Source organism: Cognaticolwellia beringensis (assembly GCF_002076895.1).
GTDB classification, from domain to species: domain Bacteria; phylum Pseudomonadota; class Gammaproteobacteria; order Enterobacterales; family Alteromonadaceae; genus Cognaticolwellia; species Cognaticolwellia beringensis.
Map to the genome: position 1 here is coordinate 3,694,008 of NZ_CP020465.1, position 17,323 is coordinate 3,711,330.

At 37.0% G+C, this 17,323-nt stretch carries 15 protein-coding genes; 9 read left to right on the forward strand and 6 right to left on the reverse strand.

What is annotated here, in order from left to right:
- Nucleotides 1-64 precede the first annotated feature (64 nt).
- From B5D82_RS15520 to B5D82_RS15535, 4 genes are all read left to right on the forward strand, one after another.
- Nucleotides 65-847, forward strand: a complete 783-nt coding sequence (locus tag B5D82_RS15520; RefSeq protein ID WP_081152796.1) for a hypothetical protein — start codon at nt 65-67, stop codon at nt 845-847.
- A gap of 145 nt (nt 848-992) precedes the next feature.
- On the forward strand, nt 993-1,406 hold the full coding sequence (locus B5D82_RS15525) for a CBS domain-containing protein (protein WP_081152797.1): 414 nt from the start codon (nt 993-995) through the stop codon (nt 1,404-1,406).
- Nucleotides 1,407-1,630: 224 nt separating this feature from the next.
- On the forward strand, nt 1,631-5,632 hold the full coding sequence (gene hrpA / locus B5D82_RS15530; RefSeq protein ID WP_281255930.1) for an ATP-dependent RNA helicase HrpA: 4,002 nt from the start codon (nt 1,631-1,633) through the stop codon (nt 5,630-5,632).
- Nucleotides 5,633-5,711: 79 nt separating this feature from the next.
- Complete coding sequence (locus B5D82_RS15535) at nt 5,712-6,011, forward strand: PilZ domain-containing protein (RefSeq protein WP_081152799.1); 300 nt, start codon at nt 5,712-5,714, stop codon at nt 6,009-6,011.
- A 73-nt stretch (nt 6,012-6,084) separates the two neighbouring features.
- Here the strand turns inward: B5D82_RS15535 and B5D82_RS15540 are convergent, their stop codons facing one another.
- On the reverse strand, nt 6,085-7,275 hold the full coding sequence (locus tag B5D82_RS15540; RefSeq protein ID WP_081152800.1) for a class I SAM-dependent methyltransferase: 1,191 nt from the start codon (nt 7,273-7,275) through the stop codon (nt 6,085-6,087).
- 158 nt (nt 7,276-7,433) lie between these two features.
- Here B5D82_RS15540 and B5D82_RS15545 point away from each other — a divergent pair, with 158 nt between their 5' ends.
- Nucleotides 7,434-7,703 (forward strand): acylphosphatase, encoded by a 270-nt coding sequence (locus tag B5D82_RS15545; RefSeq protein WP_081152802.1) that lies wholly within the window; start codon nt 7,434-7,436, stop codon nt 7,701-7,703.
- Between the two features lie 97 nt (nt 7,704-7,800).
- Nucleotides 7,801-8,769 carry an NAD(P)H-quinone oxidoreductase gene (locus B5D82_RS15550; protein ID WP_081152804.1) on the forward strand — a complete coding sequence of 323 codons (969 nt, stop codon included), beginning with the start codon at nt 7,801-7,803 and terminating at the stop codon, nt 8,767-8,769.
- Nucleotides 8,770-8,771: 2 nt separating this feature from the next.
- Here the strand turns inward: B5D82_RS15550 and B5D82_RS15555 are convergent, their stop codons facing one another.
- The 5 genes from B5D82_RS15555 to moaC form a co-directional block, all read right to left on the reverse strand.
- Nucleotides 8,772-9,698: a tetratricopeptide repeat protein gene (locus B5D82_RS15555; protein ID WP_081152805.1), complete on the reverse strand. Its 927-nt coding sequence runs from the start codon at nt 9,696-9,698 to the stop codon at nt 8,772-8,774.
- 404 nt (nt 9,699-10,102) lie between these two features.
- Entirely contained in the window at nt 10,103-10,309 is a 207-nt protein-coding gene (locus B5D82_RS15560) for a DUF1653 domain-containing protein (RefSeq protein ID WP_081152807.1), read from the reverse strand.
- Between the two features lie 16 nt (nt 10,310-10,325).
- Nucleotides 10,326-10,796, reverse strand: a complete 471-nt coding sequence (gene moaE / locus B5D82_RS15565) for a molybdopterin synthase catalytic subunit MoaE (protein WP_081152808.1) — start codon at nt 10,794-10,796, stop codon at nt 10,326-10,328.
- Nucleotide 10,797: 1 nt separating this feature from the next.
- Nucleotides 10,798-11,046, reverse strand: coding sequence for a molybdopterin synthase sulfur carrier subunit (moaD, locus tag B5D82_RS15570; RefSeq protein WP_081152810.1), 249 nt, complete (start codon nt 11,044-11,046; stop codon nt 10,798-10,800).
- A gap of 10 nt (nt 11,047-11,056) precedes the next feature.
- A complete protein-coding gene (gene moaC / locus B5D82_RS15575; RefSeq protein WP_259366291.1) occupies nt 11,057-11,551 on the reverse strand; it encodes a cyclic pyranopterin monophosphate synthase MoaC in 495 nt (164 codons plus the stop codon).
- 713 nt (nt 11,552-12,264) lie between these two features.
- Between moaC and B5D82_RS15580 the strand changes: the two genes are divergently transcribed.
- The 3 genes from B5D82_RS15580 (at nt 12,265) to B5D82_RS15590 (ending at nt 16,619) form a co-directional block, all read left to right on the forward strand.
- The gene (locus B5D82_RS15580) at nt 12,265-14,460 is read left to right on the forward strand and encodes a cytochrome c3 family protein (RefSeq protein ID WP_245807488.1); all 2,196 of its coding nucleotides are present in this window, start codon (nt 12,265-12,267) and stop codon (nt 14,458-14,460) included.
- Between the two features lie 475 nt (nt 14,461-14,935).
- On the forward strand, nt 14,936-15,943 hold the full coding sequence (locus B5D82_RS15585; protein ID WP_081152812.1) for an MBL fold metallo-hydrolase: 1,008 nt from the start codon (nt 14,936-14,938) through the stop codon (nt 15,941-15,943).
- A gap of 382 nt (nt 15,944-16,325) precedes the next feature.
- Nucleotides 16,326-16,619 carry a hypothetical protein gene (locus B5D82_RS15590; RefSeq protein WP_081152815.1) on the forward strand — a complete coding sequence of 98 codons (294 nt, stop codon included), beginning with the start codon at nt 16,326-16,328 and terminating at the stop codon, nt 16,617-16,619.
- The last annotated feature ends 704 nt before the right edge of the window (nt 16,620-17,323 follow it).

The window sequence follows — 17,323 nt, forward strand, 5'->3', positions numbered from 1 at the left end:
CTCGCTGTATTTCAATTTACGTAGTATAAAGCCAAAAGCTAAAGATTTAAAAAGTAGTAAAATTATGTTGGCAAACCTGTTTAGCCCAAAAGCAATTATTGACGAGAACACCAAGAATTGGATACTCGATACTTTTGCATGGGCAATTGAAAACTTCGATATTAATGTTCTTAAAGATGATGCGCGCTTAATACTGCCAACCAATGAGTTCTATCCTGGTACGGTTACCAGTATTGAAGAAATGGCTCAAGCGATGTTTATTAAGACAAAAAATTATGCCGGTATGCAAAAATGGCCGATAGAGCTTACTTCTGCTGCACCGACATCGACGACGGCTATTGAAGATTTAAGTTTAGGCGCGATTATTCGTGGTGAGCATGCTGAAGTTGATGTCAACATGAGTAATGCGCCATTGATGTTAGGGTTTACGCAAAATCAAGTGAATCAACCACAAGATTTAATTGCCGGTATTAGCCAGGCACTTGCCAGTATTTTGGTGGTTTCTAACAAGGTATTACCACCAGGTGGTAAAGAATATTTACCTCAAGCGATAGATCTTGTTGCCTGTTTTATGGGCTTTGGTGTTATTTTTGCCAATACCGCCTATCAATTTAGAGGTGGCTGTGGCTCATGTAACAATGCCAGTTTAAACCGCAAAGCCGCATTAACTGAGCCCGAAACGTTATATGCATTAGCGCTGTTTTGTGTATTGAAAAAAGAACCGGTAAAAAATGTTAAAGGCCATTTAAAGTCTCATTTGAAAAAAGATTTTGTTAGTGCTTATAAAAGTATTGAGCAATCAATTTCTTCTACCACACAACCGGCATTATTAGCTTTGGTAAGTTAATAAATTGAAAAAGCTAAAAATTTAATAAAATTTGCTGTAAATGGATGATTTATTTGCAAATGGGTCTACAGTTAATAGTGTATAAGAAAATTATGTTTAATCAGTACTTGGGTATTAGTTTTATTTAAATTTTTAGGGATCCACTATGGAATCATTACAAGTAAAAGAATATATGAACCATTATCCCGTGACTTTCACGCCAGATATGGTGGTAGAAGAAGCGGCGCTGCGGTTTTTAAAAACCAAGCAAATTGGTGGTCCTGTTATCGATAAAAATAATCAGTTAATTGGCTTTTTATCGGAAAGTGATGTTTTATCTAAAATGATCGAAACTATTTACTATAACGAACATATTGCCGATGTCGCAGATTTAATGCGCAAAGATGTGTTAACCGTAAAACCATACGACAGTGTTATTGAGTTAGGTCAGCAAATGCTAAAAAATAAACCTAAGGTATATCCCGTTGTAGACGATGATGAAAATTTACTCGGCACAATATCCCGTAATGATGTACTTCGTGCTATCGATCTACATTTACGTTCAGGTTACAAAGGTTAGCCCGTGAGCGGGAGAAACATAGCGTTAATTTACTAAAGCGTTACCTTTTGTTAACGCTTTAGTTTTTGGCTTTTTATGAAAACTATATGAGATCTAAAAATTTTACGTATACAAAAATAGCTAAATTTAATCGTAGCAAACGGACACTTTCAAGGCCTGTACGTATTCATTTGCTATTGCTTACCTGTTAAACTGTTTTTATTGTTATCTGTTTTGAGTTTCTTTTGTCCACTGCAATCCCCGCAAATGCTAATGCTACTAATAAAGCTAATAAAAACGTCACGTTAAAGTCACTTTTTGATCTTTTAGATCGGGTTAAGTTATCCGATAAAGCGCGTATTCGAAATCGCTTATTGGGTGTTAATAAAATAACTGACCAAAGTAAGCAAGAAAAATCCTTGCAGCAAATAGCTAAATCGATCGAGCAATCAATAGCCAATAAGCAACTTCGCCTGACTAATTTACCTAAAGTAAGTTACCCAGAAGGCTTGCCGGTTTCACAAAATGTTGATGTGATAGCCAAAGCCATTGATGAAAACCAGGTGGTGATTATTGCGGGCGAAACTGGCTCAGGAAAAACTACGCAAATCCCGAAAATATGTTTGCAGCTTGGCCGCGGAATTGACGGTATTATTGGTCATACACAGCCACGCCGTATTGCAGCACGAACTGTAGCAAACCGAATTGCAGATGAGCTAAATACCAAGTTAGGCGACGCGGTAGGTTATAAAGTTCGCTTTAATGACCAAGTGGGTGAACACAGTTATATTAAACTAATGACCGATGGTATTTTGCTTGCTGAGATGCAAAAAGATCGCTTGTTACGCCAATATGACACGTTAATTATTGATGAAGCGCATGAGCGTAGTTTAAATATTGACTTTATTCTCGGTTATTTACGCCAAATATTGCCAAAACGTCCTGATCTAAAAGTGATTATTACCTCGGCGACGATTGACCCTGAAAAATTTGCACAACATTTTGCCAGTACCACCGGTATTCCTGCGCCAATTATTGAAGTGTCAGGCAGAACATTCCCGGTTGAAATGCGTTATCGTCCACTGAACGAATTAAATGAAGACAGTGACAGCGATGCGGATATTATTTCCGGCATTCTCAATGCCGTTGACGAGCTTAGTTCGGAAAATCGTGGCTCAGAAAGTGATGGCGATATTTTGATTTTTCTCAACGGTGAACGAGAAATTAGAGATACCGCACGGGCATTAGAAAAAGCGAATTTACGCCATACTAATGTTTTGCCGTTATATTCTCGATTAACCGTTGCCGAACAAAACTTAATATTTAAACCGCATAGTGGCCGTAACATAGTTTTAGCCACTAACGTTGCCGAAACGAGTTTGACGGTACCCGGTATTAAATACGTTATCGACCCAGGCACAGCAAGAATTTCGCGCTATAGTTATCGCACTAAAGTACAACGCTTACCCATAGAAGCTATTTCACAAGCCAGTGCAAATCAGCGAGCCGGTCGTTGTGGTCGTGTGTCTTCAGGTGTTTGTATTCGCCTTTATGCTGAAGACGACTTTTTAAATCGTCCTGAATTTACCGACCCTGAAATACTTCGCACAAACTTAGCGACTGTTATATTACAAATGCTAGCCTTAGACTTAGGTGAAATTGCTGACTTTCCGTTTGTGCAACCACCCGATAATCGCAATATTAATGACGGTGTAAAATTATTAGAAGAATTGGCGGCGATTGACGCGAACTCAACTCGGGTTAAGTTAACGCCAATAGGGCGATCGTTATCTAAATTTCCTATTGACCCGCGTTTAGCCAAAATGATTTTAACCGCGGCCGACTTAGGCTGTATTGAACAAATATTTATTGTTGTTAGTGCTTTAAGTATTCAAGACCCACGAGAACGTCCGCATGAAAAACAACAGGCAGCAGATGAAAAACATGGCCGATTTAAAAACAAACAATCAGACTTTGTTGGCTTATTAAAACTGTGGAGCTATGTTGAAGAACAGCAAAAGCTTTTAACAAATAATCAATTTCGCAGGATGTGTCAGAAAGAGTTTTTATCGTATGTGCGTATTCGTGAATGGCAGGATATTTATAGCCAGCTAACGCATTCGTTGCGAGAGTTAAAAATTCCAATGAGCCGTATCGAATTAGATTTATCAGAAGAAGCTGAAAAAAATGCCACTAATTCGAATCTAGATATTGTGCATCAAGCTATTTTGTCAGGTTTGCTGAGCCATTTAGGTCAGCAAGATGAAAACCGAGAATACAAAGGGGCTCGCGGCAGTAAATTCTTTATCTTCCCAGGCTCAGCCCTAGCTAAAAAATCGCCTAAATGGTTAATGGCAGCAGAATTAGTTGAAACTAGCCGTTTATTCGCCCGTATGGCCGCTAAAATTGACCCGCTATGGCTTGAGCCATTGGCACCGCACTTAGTTAAACGCAGCTACAGCGAGCCACACTGGGAGAAGAAGCAGGGCGCTGTAATGGCGTTTGAACAAGTGACACTCTACGGCCTGATTATTGTAGGCAAGCGCAGTATTAACTTTAATAAAATCGAACCTGACACTTGTCGTGAAATTTTTATCCGTGAAGCTTTAGTTAACGGCGAAAGTACGATTAAAGAAGCATTTTTAAAAGAAAATCGCCAACTGGTTGACGAAATTGAAGTTTTAGAGCAAAAAGCCCGACGTAAAGATTTCTTGATTGAAGAACAGCAGTTAGTCGATTTTTATCATGAAAAACTGCCCGAAACTGCTATTTGTCAGCGCAGCTTTTTAGCCTGGTGGAAGAAGCAAAAACAATCTGATGCTAAGCTATTAAACTTTACCAAAGCCTTTTTGTTAAAAGAAAACGCGGTTAAATTATCTGCTAACGAATATCCTGAGACATGGCAACAAGGCAGTTTAACACTGCCGCTCAGTTATCATTTTAGCCCAGGCGATGCGGATGACGGTATTAGCGTCATGATACCGGTAGGTATTTTAAATCAAGTAGAGAATACAGGTTTTGATTGGTTAATTCCTGCCCTACGACTTGAGCTAATTACGGCATTGATCCGAAGCTTACCTAAATCATTAAGACGTAACTTTGTACCCGCACCAAACTATGCTGAAGCATGTTTAGCGGCAATAACTAACACTGAGTTAACGTTAACCGCCGCACTTGAAAAACAGTTGTTAAGAATGACGGGAGTGCGGTTACCTGAAGATGCTTGGCAAGGCGCAGAGCTAGTGCCGCATTTATTAATGAACTTTAAAATTGTTAATGAGCAGGGCAAATTGCTTAAAGAAGGGCGTAACCTTGATGATTTAAAAGCTAGCTTGCAAGGTAGAGTGCAAGCGTCGATTAAGAAGGTTGCTGATAAAGGCATTGAGCGCAATGATATTGCACAATGGGATTTTAAAAATTTACCCAAAAGCTACGAAAAGAAAGTCGCTAATATTACTATCAAAGCCTTCCCTGCTTTAGTTGATAAAAATAAGTCAGTAGCAATTGAGTTATTTGAACACGAGAGCTTAGCTGAACAAGCCATGCTTGATGGTGTTAGCCGACTGATATTATTGAACATACCTTCGCCATTAAAATATTTGCAGGAGAAGTTACCTAATAAAGCTAAATTAGGGCTGTATTTTAATCCTTTTGGTTCGATAAATGATTTGTTGGATGACTGTATTGTGGCGGGCTGTCAATTTTTAGTTAACGAATACGGTGACTTACCGCGCGCTCAAGCTGAGTTTAATGCTTGCAAAGAACATGTTCGTGCCGAAATTGCTGATTGTGTATTAAGTGCTGCAATTAAAGTCGAACGGGTATTAAGTTTAGCGCATGATGTGCGCAAAAAAATGAAAGGTAAAATGTCGTTAAATGTAGTGCAGTCGCATGGCGATATTAAAAGCCAATTAGAGACTCTTGTTTTTAAAGGCTTCATCACTAAAGCAGGATATCAACGTTTAGATGATATTGCTCGGTACTTAACCGCTATGTTACGACGTTTAGAGAAATTACAAATAGACCCAAATCAAGACCGATTGAAAATGATAGAGGTTGAAAAGGTACAAAAAGCGTTAGATGCTGTTGTTGCTCAACAACCCAAGGGACAACCTTTGAGCAAAGCATTAGCGCAGGGTTACTGGATGATTGAAGAGTTGCGAGTATCACTTTTTGCGCAAAATTTGAAAACGCCGTTTCCAATCTCAGCTAAGCGGGTATTGAACTACCTAAAAGAAAATGCATAATTTCAAGACACAATGATTTGACAGTGATGGTCACGATTAGTATAAGTATTACAAACTATAAAAAAACATTGGAGTAGTAATGGTTAATTACGATGACAAGCGCAACTTTTATCGCATGATGTTAAACAGTGAAGTAACCGTGACCATTATTGATGATGAAGCTAATAGTAAAGTTTTAGCTACGTGTCGTGATTTAAGTGCGACAGGGATCGCCATTGAGATGGAGCATCCATTAGAAATGAATACAGCGGTGCGTATCAGTGTTCAGTCGGCTAACAGTGCTGTGCAGCCACTAGATGCTAAAGGAAAAGTGGTTAGAGTAACTGAAGAGAGCGCGAACTGTTATTTGATTGGCGTTAATATCACTGAAATTGATTAAGTCATTATGTGTGATATGACATAGCTGTAGCTAGGAGCATAAACTAGCTACAACTGTGATTTATACCCGTAAGCTATTCAACTTGGCAAACAAGGCCTTTTAGGTAATAACCTTCTGGGTAATTAGACGACACTGGGTGATCGGCAGCTTGATGCAATCTATCAACAAAATATGCATTTCTTTTCGCATCTAAAGCCGCATCGGCAACCACTTTTTGAAATAAGCTAGATTCCATTAAACCTGAACAAGAAAAAGTTAACAATATGCCATTAGGCTTAAGTAATTGCATTGCCAACATGTTGATATCTTTATAACCGCGACAAGCACCCGTGAGTTGAGCTTTTGATTCAACAAACTTAGGTGGGTCGAGGATGATCATATCAAAAGTGCGTTTTTCTTCACGGTACTGACGCAATAATTTGAAAACATCAGCTTTAACGAATGAAATATCTTTATCGCTTAAATTATTAAGTTCAACGTTTTTCTTCGCTAGGTCGAGTGCCGACTCTGAAACATCAACGTTAATCACTTCTTTAGCGCCGCCTGCTGCACAATGCAGGGCAAAAGTACCGGTATATGAGAAGCAGTTTAATACCGACTTATCTTTGGCATATTTGCCAGCAGCAAGTCGAGATTCACGTTGATCTAAATAAAAGCCAGTTTTGTGGCCTTGGGCAACATCTACATGAATTTTAATACCGTGTTCTTCAATAATACATTCGGTTGATTCTTGTGGCTCAGTTAACCAGCCTGTTACGGGCTCTAGGCCTTCTTTTTTACGAACATCAACATCAGAACGCTCATAAATATGACAGCCAGGATAGAGCGCTTTAAGGCACTCAACTAAGGTGTAGCGGTGAAAGTCTGCTCCGGCGCTAAGTAATTGGCAAACAATAAAGTCGTCGTATTTATCTATGGTAATACCGGGTAGACCGTCAGACTCGCCTGCAATGAGTCTATAACCCGTTAAGCCGCCTTTTTCGATAAACCAATCGCGTCTTTTTTGCGCGCTTAACAATTTATTACGAAAAAAATTGCTATCAATTTCTTCATCAATATCAAAACTCCAAACACGAATTCTAATTTGAGACTCAGGAGAATATGCGCCTTTAGCAAGCCAATTTCCTTTGTTGTCAAAGACATCGACTGTGTCACCAAGTAAAGGGTTACCTTTAATTTTGTTGATTGCTTGTGAAAAAATCCAAGGATGTTTCCGGCGTAATGATTTCTCACGAGCAACTTTTAAATAAATTCTTGCTGACATAGGCCTATACTTATAATTAACAATAATAATTGCGCGAGTTTAGTCAATGCAAGACTAGGGTGCAATGTTCTATTTTAACTATTTTTCATTTCAGCATTTGGATGGGAATGAAAGTTAAAAATAACAATAACAATAAACATATATTAAGGTGGAATATTATGAATGTAAGTTACATGGCGCATGTCAGCGGCAGGGTTCAAGGTGTCTATTTTCGGGCTTCTAGCCAGCAAGTTGCCATTGAGCATAGTTTAAGCGGATATGCGCGCAATTTAACTAACGGTGGTGTTGAAGTGCTGATGTGTGGTGAAGAGAAAAATATAGAAAAAATGATAAAATGGCTTGAGCAAGGCCCCCCAGAAGCAGAGGTTGATAATGTTGATGTGCAAAAAGTGCCATGGCAAGAACATCATTTTTTTGCGATTAGCTAAGTATCATATCAATTGTAGTAAACTTTATCTCGTTGGTATTTAAAGCTAAATAAGGCAAACTACCCATTATAGAATCAGTATGTAAAAAGGAAATAAATTGCGTTATATAGCTATTAATGAACAACAGCAGTTAAGTTTTGATGAAGTTGAAAAACCAGAAATAGGTGACGACGAATGTCTCATCAAAGTCAGGGCTATTGGGGTTAATCGCGCTGATATTTTACAAAAGCAAGGCAGCTACCCGCCACCGCCAGGCGAGTCTACTATTCTTGGTATTGAAGCTTGTGGTGAGTTAGTCGCTATTGGCGATCAACAATCTAGCTGGAATATTGGCGATAAGGTTTTCGCTATTGTTCCCGGCGGGGCCTACGCACAATATGTTAAAGTGAAAACCGAACACTTAATTCAATTGCCTGAAAACTTAACATATGCACAAGGCGCGGCAATCGCGGAAGTTTTTTTAACCGCATATCAATGTTTATTTACTATCGCTAACTTACAACCTAAAGCGAAAGTGCTTATTCATGCTGGGGCCAGTGGTGTAGGTACTGCTGCTATTCAGCTCGCAAAACACTTAAATTGCCAAGTAACAGTTACGGTTGGTAATGAGGATAAAGCTGCGGCCTGTAAAGCGTTAGGTGCAGATGAAGCGATAAATTATCAACAAACTGACTTTGTTGATTGGGCAAAACAAAAAGCGCAAAGCTTTGATGTTATTTTAGATGTGGTTGCGGGTGAGTATGTAAATAAAAATATTAGCGTGTGTGCCTTAGACGGTCATATCGTTATGCTTTCAATGCTGGGTGGTCGGTTTGCAGAAAATGTAGATGTGGCTAAAATGCTAGTCAAGCGAGTCAATATTCACGCTACCACATTACGTAGTCGTAGTAATGAATATAAAACCCAACTGATTAACGCCTTTATTCAAGATTTTTATCAGTGTTTTGAATTAGCTTCAATCAGTCCGGTTATATACAAACAATATAGCTGGCAAGAAGTAGACGTTGCTCATCACGTTATGTTGAATAATGAAAATATCGGCAAAATAGTATTAACGATAGATTAAAGTTATTCATTGGGTTTATTGATGATAACTTTGGTATCTAACTTTCTTACTTTTACATCAACACCTGCTGATACTAAGTTTTCAAAAAAGTCATATATCTGGCAACTGCTAACTTGTTTGCAGATAATTTCATATTTTAGAATTGCGGGTTTATGGCTTTGTAACGAAGCTTGATTTAGCCAATACAGTGCCTTGCTGAGATCTTTTTCAACATATTGCCCGTTAATATACATTTCTGCTAAGTTTACCTGTCCCGCAGCAAAGTCGTAATTTGCTGATTTAGTAAATAATTCAAATGCTTGTTGCAGGTTAGTTTCACTGAATCGTTCGTTAAGAAAAGCTTCACCTATTAAATTATCTCTGCGCCCTTGTATGTATATACTGCTACGGATTTTTCTTTGTTCTGGACTAATCCGTTGGCCGAAAAGCTTATCGCGCACTGGGCGCATGGCTTGATAAATTGCACCATCATCGAGTTTTTGTAGGATTTGTTGGTGTTTATAATCATAGCGTTTAACTTCGAAATATTTTTTATAGGTTAATTGACCATAGTAAAGGCTATTAATCACCGCGTGGTGGTTTGGATAGTAAAAACGGCCATACGTTAAGGTAATAATATCACCGGTTATATCAACTACCTTGGCAAGTCGGTACTTTTCATTCGGTCTGAGATCATGACTTAAAAGGCGAAAATCTAAAAAATAAATATCATTAACTTTTGGCGAGGAGATTATTTCAAACGTTTGTTGTTTTTCTTGATTGTTTTTATAAATGGTATGGTAGCTGTAATAGGCTAAACAAAGTAATACGGGGATTATAAATGATTTTCTTAACAATATTACCTGTTGTAATGATTGCAAAAAAGTGGACAGTTTGAGTATTTTTATTGGCTGAAAATCGTTACCTTTGTTCGCACTTACTTTAACCATTGTATGTCCTTATAAATGTTGACTAGCCTAATGCTACTTTATGGGCAAAGCATCAATTTAACTTGAAGTTGTACTTTTTGTTGGTGGAATAAATAATACTAACATCTTCGTAATCTATAATAAATGTTGAAAAATAATCCTATTTTATTAGCTTAAATTTTCTTCATAAATATAGAGTAAGGGCTATTTTTTTTATCTTCATTGGCTTAACGATGCAACTGAATGGAGAATGATTTCTCGCCTTTACCACTGACTAATATCTGCATAATTTTATTACTAATTAGTCGATACTCAAGCTTGTTTGGAAAGTCATGTAATTAGTTTGCAAAGATAAATAATTTATCTTTGCATTCGATTAATTTAAAGGCAATGATGGCTAGCACCTGCCTTTTGGCCATAGTTATTTACCCGACATATTCAAAACGTTTGATTGTCTTACCTTCTCTTTCAATGGTCTCGTCAAACATAGACAGTGGTCTAACCCAAATCGCACGTTCGCCATATTCAGGTTGATATACCACCATAGTTTCTTCGGTTTCACTGTGTGTTGCTAGATGAAGCACTTGGTAAAAGTTACCTTTAAAATGTTGATAACGTCCGATTTTTAGCATGAATATCTCAATATGTTTAGTTGGCTTGGTCGTTGGTAAGTTTTTTTGACCATTGTTGAGAAACCTCATTGTCGCTAGCTTTGGCTTCTAGCCATTTGCTACCTTGTGAGGTGAGTTCTTTTTTCCAAAATGGAGCTTTGGTTTTTAGAAAGTCGATAAGAAATTCGCAAGCAGCAAATGCCGCCTTACGATGTTGGCTAGTTACGCCAATAAAAACAATTTGTTCACCAAGCTTTAAATCGCCAACCCGATGAATAATGGTAATTTTATTAAGCGGCCAATGCTCGCGAGCTTCAGTTTCTAGGTTCTGTAACACTTTTTCTGTCATGCCTGGGTAGTGCTCTAAAGATAAGCCTTGAACGCCAAGCCCTTCGTTAAAGTCTCTTACTTTTCCGACAAAAGTGACTATGGCACCGTCTTGGTTGTCAGTGGCGAGTTTTTGATACTCATCAGCAACGTCAAAATCGTTTTGTTGTACATAAATCATATTAGCCGCCGGTAACTGGAGGAAAGAAGGCGACTTCATCACCTTCATTAACGCTATGTGACCAGTCAGTGATCTGCTGGTTAACAGCAACAAGTAAACTATCTGCAGCCATAACCTTAGCCCATAAATCATTCGTTTTAGCGAGTTGCTGACGAATATCTTCTGTGGTCATGTTTTCGCTTGCGGGTACTTGCATGCTATCGGTTGACAATTGTTCGCGAAGGCGAGCAAAAAATAATACCTTTATCATCATCGCTCCTTTATTTAGTCACTTCATTGTGAAAATAGCTGCCAGACTTTCCACCTTGTTTTTCACATAAATGAATGTTGGTAATTATCATATCTTTTTGTACGGCTTTACACATGTCGTAAATGGTCAGGGCTGCAGTTGAAGCTGCCGTTAATGCTTCCATTTCTACGCCAGTTTTACCTGATAATTTACATAGCGCGGTAATTTTAACGCGGTTATGTTGAGGCTCGGCAACTATATCAACTTCAATTTTGGTTAACATCAAAGGGTGGCAAAGTGGGATGAGTTCACTGGTTTTTTTTGCCGCCATAATACCGGCAATTCTAGCCGTAGCAAAAACATCACCTTTGTGGTGTTTACCTTCAACAATCATTGCTAGCGTTTGTGCTGACATTTCAATGTAAGCTTGAGCGATAGCCGTGCGCTCAGTAACTTTTTTTTCAGTAACGTCAACCATATGGGCATCGCCATCGGCATTAATATGAGTAAATTCGTTGCTCTTCAAAAAATAATCTCTTTTATTGTTAGCTATATAATAGCTTTTCTAAAAATACATCCTTTATATTATACCAATTTGACCAATTAAGTGACCTACTTTTTTATGAGGAAAAATGAATAAATACAAGGTGTAAAATCTATAAATAGTTATTCTACTTATAAATTTTACAATACCGGCGTTTATTATTTTAACCTTTAAAAATGAGCAGATACTTAATCCATTTCGTTTTACCTTATCTCAGCGCTTACTGTGTGACTATTTAGAACTTTTTAAAGAACAAATATATTCGATTTTTAATTTAAAGCGATCAGTACGATATTTATTAAAATAGAAGTGAGCGTGTTAAATCGAAACATTGAATATAGTAATTATATAACTAGTAGGGGTTTTAACCTTTTTCTGTGCGTGAGTTTAAAGTAATAAAATATTTATTTTTATAGGTATAGCTAAGTTCACCACGATGAAATCAAATAACTTAATGTAAGTTTTAGCACTCCATTTATCACATAAATAAAAATATTATTTAGTTATGTTGTTTTATATATGCAACGTAATGGTATATATGCAACATATTGATATATATGATATAAATATTTAAGGGTCTATAATGTAATTTAATTAAAGCAAAATATAAATTGAGTGACCTGGTCAACTAAATTCAGCCTTTGTTCAAAGCGCGTTGAAATATTTTGTTAATCGGCTCTATGAGGATTTATATTTTGAAAACGCATTTCTTACCGTATTTTTTGTCCCTTACTTTACTTACCGTACTTTCTACTCAAGCTGCTGATATACAAGGTCACGACTTTAATAAAGCAAAGCCTATTTCAAATGAAACATGTACATCATGTCATGTGCAATCAGAAAAAAATTGGAGGCAGTCTGATCATGCTAAAGCGATGATGATTGCAGACAATAGCTCGGTATTAGCCGACTTCTCTAATGTGAGTGTTGAACATTATGGCCAGAAGGCCCTATTTTTTATAAAAGATAATCGTTACCAAGTAACGATATCTTACGACGATAAATCTGATACATATCCGATTAAGTATACTTTTGGACATTTTCCATTACAGCAATACTTAGTTGAAACTGAGCAAGGAAGTTTGCACGTACTACCGTTTGCTTGGGATGCACGAACTAAAAAAGAAGGTGGTCAGCGCTGGTATCATAATTATAGCCATGAAGAGATTCGTCCTGAAGACAGATTACATTGGCGACAACCATTACAGAATTGGAATGGCATGTGTGCAGACTGCCACTCTGATGGACTTGTGAGAAATTATGACGCTGAGAAAAACAACTTTAATACGCAATTTGATAATATTAATGTAGGTTGCTTGTCGTGTCATGATGATATGACAGAACATGCCAAAGCACCTGCTAAAGAAAAAAATAGCGTTGATATCGTTGCTCTTAATAACCCTATAGGTCAATGGTTAAGAGGCGTAGGGGAAAAAACGGCTCACTGGGAAGGTGGCAAACGTGATAATGCTTTTATGGATAATTGTTTTGCTTGTCATTCACTTCGTGCACCGTTAACTGACGGCTTTAAAGCTAATAAGCCTTTTTTGGATCAATTTACCCCAAATTTTATTGCTGCTCCTAATTATTATGCTGATGGTCAAATTAAAGAAGAAGTGTATGTATATGGTTCATTTTTACAAAGTAAGATGTTTAAGGAAGGCGTTAATTGTTTAGATTGTCACGATAAACATACGATGAAGATAAAAGAAGAAGGTAATGGGTTATGTTTACAATGCCATGGTGCAGAAGTTTACAACGTAAAAGAGCATCATCAGCATAATAATGATTCAACAGGCGCTCAATGTGTAAATTGTCATATGCCTGAAACTACCTATATGGGCGTAGATGATAGACGCGACCATAGTTTTAAAATTCCTCGTCCTGACTTATCCCAAACATTTAATACGCCTAATGCTTGTGTGCAATGCCACGATAATAAGTTGAATGAATGGGCAAGTAAAAACTTAGAGAAATGGCATGGTAAGCCTAAAGCTATGTTAACAAGTAAACAATTACTAATGACGTTAAATAGTGGACAAGCCATTACTTTAGAGCATCATTTAAGTGTTATTAGTGATGATAAGCTTGATGTTATAAGCCGAGCTACTGCCATTCAACTACTTAGCTACACCACGCCTACGCTGAATGCTAATTTTTTAATGCCGTATCTAACGCATACAGAGCCGTTAATTCGCTTAAGTGCTGCTAGTATCGCAACATTACTTCCCCCTATCGATAGAATTAATGGGCTAACGCCTTTATTACAAGATAAATATAAAGCAGTAAGAGTGGCAAGTGCACGAAGTTTAGTTTCAAGTGATATACCTGCACTAAGTCAGCCACTGTTTGATAAAGCTTTTAAAGAATTAACATATTCTTTTGATGTTAATAGCTGGCGTGGCGAAGGGATGGCTAACAAAGGTGGGTTAGCCGTTGAAATGAATAAAATAACAGATGCAGAAATGTCTTTTAAGAAAAGTATAGAAATAGAGCCTTACTTTGATACAGGTTATATAAACTTGGCTGATATTTATCGTTCTCAACAAAAATCATTTCAAGCTGGAGCCGTACTGGCTAAAGGGATTAAACTTAATCCAAAGTCTGCCGCGTTACATTATTCTTATGGCTTGTATTTTGTCCGTCAGAAAAAGCTAGAAAAAGGCATTCCTCTCTTTGAGAAGTCTATAACTCTAATGCCTGATAATGCTCAATATGCATATACTTATGTGTTAGCACTCGATGGAGCAGCACAAAGTAAACAGGCATTAATTCAATTAAAAACATTAATCCTGAATTATCAGGACAAAACACAGTTGAAAGAATTAGGTTTGTATTTATCACAAAAATTGAATTTGAGAGCGGAATATAATTGGTTTATGCAGTTTTAAGTAAACCTGTATGATATTTAGGCTTGAGGTTGTATTCATTTTCACACTTAACGTTTAATTTATATTTAAAGCTCAATACATCGGTATTGAGCTTTTTAATTTACGTTAGTACTTGCCCAATGAAGTCGTTAAGGTGGGAAATAACATGTAGGCCAGGCACTTAATTACATTCTGTGCCGCCATTAAATTACATACAACTTTGCCACTACAGAAATTACAATACTGCAAAAAGCGGTCATTGATATAATTACGCTTGATGGTAGCTCAGAGCCTAAAGCGGTCAAAAATGGTGGCTAATATTCACCTCAATTTATGTCGGCTAGCATACGAGAGCAGACATTAACATCAATAACTAGCGAATTTAAACGCTTTTAGATGTTATTTTATAGTTAAGTGTGTGAACTTTTTTAGTTCGTGATCGTATAAACTCTATGTGCCAAGAATAAATAAATTCTAAGAAAAATGAGCAAGCTAAATGAAAAAATTTTCAGCGTTAATATTTACCATTTTCCTATCCTCCAGTGTATCTCAACCTTATGCAAAGACTAACGCCCCTTTTGACGGTGTTAAATTTGATAACATTGAGCCTTTTGACGATAAAAGTATATTTGACCTACTCAGTTGGAAAATTAAGGCTATAAGTGAGTCTACCCCTTGGCCAGATGAAATTGATTCCAAACAGTTTAAAGCCTCTAGCCAAAGATCGGTAAAGCCAATAATTACTGTAATCAGCCATGCATCAGTTCTTATTCAGATTGATAATTTAAACATACTAACAGATCCTCATTATTCACTCAGAGCTTCACCTGTTCAATTTGCTGGACCCAAAAGAGTCGTTAAACCTGGAATTGCCTTTGATGATCTGCCTTCAATAGATATCGTTCTTATATCTCATAATCATTATGACCACCTAGATCTTGATACGCTCAAGCGATTAAACGAGAGAGATGCTCCCAAATTCGTTGCAGGATTGAAAACAAAGTCATTTCTAGAAGATAATGGAATTGAAGCCGCTGTCGACCTTGATTGGTGGCAAAATATAACAGCTAATAATACTAAGATTACTTTTGTTCCTTCCCAGCATTGGTCAGCAAGAGGTCTATTCGATAAAAGGGAAATGCTGTGGGGTGGGTTCTATATTGAAAATAATTATAAGATCTACTTTGCAGGAGACACCGGATACGGGAAATTCTTCAAAGAAATTAAAGAGAAACTCGGCGCACCGGATCTTTCTTTGATTCCAATTGGAGCGTATGAACCTAGATGGTTCATGAAAGATGCCCACCTTAACCCAAAGGATTCTCTACAAGTATTTAGAGACCTAGAAAGTAAGAAGATGATCGGTATTCACTTTGGGACTTTTAAGTTAACTGATGAGGGATATAATGATCCAATTCAGACTCTTAATGAAGAAATGAAGAAATTAAACATGGATCCTCTAAAAGTAATTATTCCTACTTTTGGAAAGCCTTATTCAATTTAGGTTATATTATAGTCAGTTCATTATTGATATCACTTATATATTTTTGAGGCTAAAAAACATAACAATAGATTATGGCTGCAATAGTTAGTGTTGGTGAAAGCCCACCGTCTGCAATGAGATTGCTGCATGCATTTTATTTAGGTGAGTTATAGCAAAAGAAAAGGTCGGCTTTAGGCTTTGATCTGCCGATAAAATCTCAAAAACTTATGTCCGATTTTAGCTAGCTGAAGTATCTAATGATCACTAGCTTAATGTTAACAAAGATACGACATTTAAATATCTATTTTAAACTTCTATCGTTTGCCAATTTTTTTGTTCCAACTATAGGTTACAATGTACCTTGTTAACTTAGCGCCTATTGAGTAAGTCATAAAGTATGAAAATGAGTAAAATCTGCCATCGTTTGAACAATAAGTTATTGGCTGTATTAGTCCAAATCAATGAAGAGGCAAAGCAAGTCGATGGCTTTAGTCATTTAAGTCACACTGTTCAGTTCGATTGCTTCCCTGCCAGTTTATTAGTACATTGCCATTTTAGTGAAGCACAAAAGCTACGTGTTGCACAGAGCAGTCATACTGAAACCAAATTACAAAAGCAGTTGCATAAATTACTTTTTAAAAAAGGGATCGTGTTAAAAGATCCTAAAATGAATTTAAAACTGCAAGGTCCGGCTTAGGATAAAACAGACTATATTTCACAAGTTGTGTAATATATTTAGCTAGATGGATAATACTCTAATACTCACTGACCAGATATTAACAAGGTACGAAAGTGGACGCTAGCCTTGGCTTATCTAACGACAAGTAATCCGACACAGCGGTCGTAACTATTATTACTATGCACGCTAACTACTTGCTAACAGTTGTCGTAAGTCTAAACAAATTCCTAACGTCCGCTTGCTCGGAAGAGTCGTCGTTAGTGAAAAAAAGCGAATGTTAGCTAAGCGCAAAATGAGCTTAATTTATTAGCGGTAAATCCAATGCAACTGAGTGGTCACAGTTAATGTTATTGGGTGGCCGTTTTAGATAATAATGCCTGGCATGTTTGATGTGATTGGGTGGCATAACTCATATAATTATCCAGTTAAGCTATGTTAACGTAAAATACTGACCCGTTTTCGTATTATTTTATTCGAGATTATTCCAAGTGTTTAATTATAGTGAAGGTCTAAACTTAGATAAAAGTTATATATTTCAAAATGAGAATAATTGCCATGTTATTGAGTTTGTCATGAGATAGACACAAGAGGGGATTTATACCAAGTTAATTAATCAAATTGGTATTGGTATTGGTATTGGTTTTGATTAAGTATTTAAGAGAAGTGTGAAGTTTAAACTATCAATTATTCTTATTTATAATAAGGTTAGATTTTTTGAATTA